The sequence below is a fragment of the Leisingera sp. F5 genome, assembly GCF_001593695.1.
Genome location: NZ_LUKH01000390.1, coordinates 1 through 2613, shown reverse-complemented (window position 1 = coordinate 2613; position 2613 = coordinate 1). Strand labels below are relative to the sequence as shown.

Genomic DNA, 2613 nt, shown 5'->3' with positions numbered 1-2613 from the left:
CTGCTGATCAGGCTGCCGTCCTCCAGCACTGCTGCGCTGCCTGCCATGCCCGCCCCCGTCTTTTAGTAGTCATCAAAGGCAAAAGGGGCCGGACCTGATCAGCCCGCCCCCCTTTGTGTTGCGTCAGGCTCAGCTGCCTGAGCGGTGATCGCTGAGGGTCTTCTGCACCAGATCATACAGCTCTTGTGCCGGCAGGCCCTGGGCGGTCATGTCCTCGATCCACTGGGCGCGGATCGGATCGGCGGCCACTTTGCGGAACTCGGCCAGCTGGTCGTCAGAGATAGTGACCTTCTCCACGCCCTTCTCGGCCAGCACCCCGTCCCATTTCTCCAGCAGCGCGCCGTAATTGCTCAGGTAATGACCGATCGCCTCCTCAACTGAACTGTCCAGCGCCTCACGCTCGGCGTCGCTGAGGGCATCATAGGCATCGGTGTTGACCACCACCGGGCAGTTCACAGTGCCGGGGTTGAGGTTGGCGGTCCACCAGTCGGCGCGGTTGATGGTGCCGAAGGCCAGATGCGCGTGCTGGGCAAAGGCGACGGTGTCCACAACACCGGATTCCATCGCGTTATAGGCCTCGGTTGCGGTCACCGATGTGGGCACCGCGCCCACCGCCGAAAACGCCTTGCCGATGCCACCGGTGGCGCGCACCCGCATGTCCTTGAATTCGGCCAGCTCGTCACGCGGCTCGCCGGTGCCGACAATGTTGTATTGCGGCATCGGGCTGGTCATCAACAGTTTGGCGTTCCAGCGCGCCAGATCCTTTTGCACCGCCGGGTGGGCATAGACCGCGTGGGACACGGCCACTTCTTCTGCCAGAGTGTTCACACCCAGGAACGGCAGTTCCAGCACGGTGATGGTCGGGTTCTTGTCGCGGTGATAGCCGGCACAGAACTGGGCCATCTCAAAGGCCCCAATGGAAATCCCGTCCAGGTTTTCCTTGTTCTTGGACAGACCGCCATAGCTGATGTTCATGGTGAATTCACCGCCGGTCTTTTCGCTGACCAATTCGGCCAGCTTTTCGACGTGTTCGGTAAAGGCACGGCGTTTACCCCAGACGGATACATTCCATTCGGTTGCGGCAACTTCGCCTGCGACGGCAACGGATGCGGCGGCCATAACAGCCCCGGTCAACATCTTGTTCATGAAAAACTCCCATTTGCTGCGGCCTGTTTTACGCCGCTTGCACCAAAGCTAGCGCCAATGCCCCCCCCTGCCAAGCCCCGCGGCCAGAGCAGACAAAAGCGACGCTACGGCAGCCCAAAAATTAGACATTCGCCGTATGCCTACTGACTCGCCCTTCGCGCCTCGAAAACAGGCACACGCAGGAAAAATGCGCGTTCACCCATGCAAGCGACACAATATGTCACACCGGTTGAGTGGCACGTCGCTCACCTCTGCATACCATCGCACACCGTGATCAAAACGGTTGCACCACCAACCATTGACATCCAACGCGTTGCCAAAACAGGAAATTTTCAGTCATCAATCAAGAAATTTACAGATTTCCGCCCAATTATGAAAAACATTTACAAGCAAATCGTTAAATTACGGGAAGTTATTCACTTATTTTCAACTCCGTATATGATCGCCACCAACGGCAGCAATCCAATTTGAGGGTGGAATTGATTGGGTTTTTGCCACATCGGAATTATGCGACCGAATATGCAGACGGTCATTAGGGAGGAACCTATTATGACAAGCGAAACGCGAACAACAAACCCGGTATTCCCACCATCGGCAGACGTGATTGCACGTGCCCATGTGGACGCGGCCAAATATGACGACATGTATGCCGCATCGATTGCCGACCCGGACGCCTTTTGGGGTGAACAGGGCAAGCGCATCGATTGGATCAAACCGTTTACGCAGGTCAAAGACGTCAACTACAGCTTTGGCGACGTGTCGATCAACTGGTACGCCGATGGCACGCTGAACGTTGCCGCCAACTGTATTGACCGTCACCTGGAAACCCGTGGCGATCAGACCGCGATCATCTTTGAACCCGATGATCCGAATGAGGCCGCCCAGCACATCACCTATAAACAGCTGCAGAACCGCGTCTGCCGCATGGCCAACATTCTGGAAACCATGGGCGTGCGCAAAGGCGACCGGGTCATCATCTACCTCCCGATGATCCCCGAAGCCGCCTATGCCATGCTGGCCTGCGCCCGAATAGGCGCCGTGCACTCGGTTGTTTTCGCTGGTTTTTCACCGGAGGCACTGGCTGGTCGCCTTGACGATGGCGAATCCAAACTGCTGATCACTTCCGATGGAGGCAAACGCGGTGGAAGAAGCATTCCTCTAAAGGACTATGCTGACGAAGCGCTGCAGCGCAGCACCAAAAAATCGGTTAAAAACCTGCTTATGTTAAAGCATACGTTCACAGAAACGTCTTGGGTTGATGGCCGTGATCATTGCTTCCAAAGTCTTTGTGAGAGCCAGTCTAAGGTCTGTGAACCTGAAGAGTTATCAGCCGAAGACCCACTCTTTATTCTCTATACCTCCGGTTCCACCGGCAAGCCGAAGGGCGTGCTGCACACCACCGGCGGCTACATGGTCTATGCCTCCATGACCCACGAGTATGTCTTCGACTACAAGCCGGGCGAGGTC

General features: G+C 56.6%; 3 protein-coding genes. 2 read left to right on the top strand and 1 reads right to left on the bottom strand.

Annotated elements, in window-relative coordinates; genetic code table 11:
* Positions 1 to 129 precede the first annotated feature (129 nt).
* Positions 130 to 1146 (bottom strand): C4-dicarboxylate TRAP transporter substrate-binding protein, encoded by a 1017-nt coding sequence (locus A2I95_RS30760; protein ID WP_291735950.1) that lies wholly within the window; start codon positions 1144 to 1146, stop codon positions 130 to 132.
* Between the two features lie 201 nt (positions 1147 to 1347).
* On the opposite strand from A2I95_RS30760, the gene A2I95_RS30755 reads away from it, so the two are divergent.
* Together A2I95_RS30755 and A2I95_RS30750 are read left to right on the top strand one after the other, a co-directional pair.
* Positions 1348 to 1617, top strand: coding sequence for a hypothetical protein (locus A2I95_RS30755; protein WP_291735948.1), 270 nt, complete (start codon positions 1348 to 1350; stop codon positions 1615 to 1617).
* Positions 1618 to 1695: 78 nt separating this feature from the next.
* On the top strand, positions 1696 to 2613 hold a 918-nt coding region (locus tag A2I95_RS30750; protein ID WP_291735947.1), incomplete at its 3' end, for an AMP-binding protein.

Coding starts and splice junctions, on each gene's coding strand:
- A2I95_RS30760 (WP_291735950.1), bottom strand. CDS start 1,146: ATGAACAAGATGTTGACCGGGGCTGTTATGGCCGCCGCATCCGTTGCC.
- A2I95_RS30755 (WP_291735948.1), top strand. CDS start 1,348: ATGCAAGCGACACAATATGTCACACCGGTTGAGTGGCACGTCGCTCAC.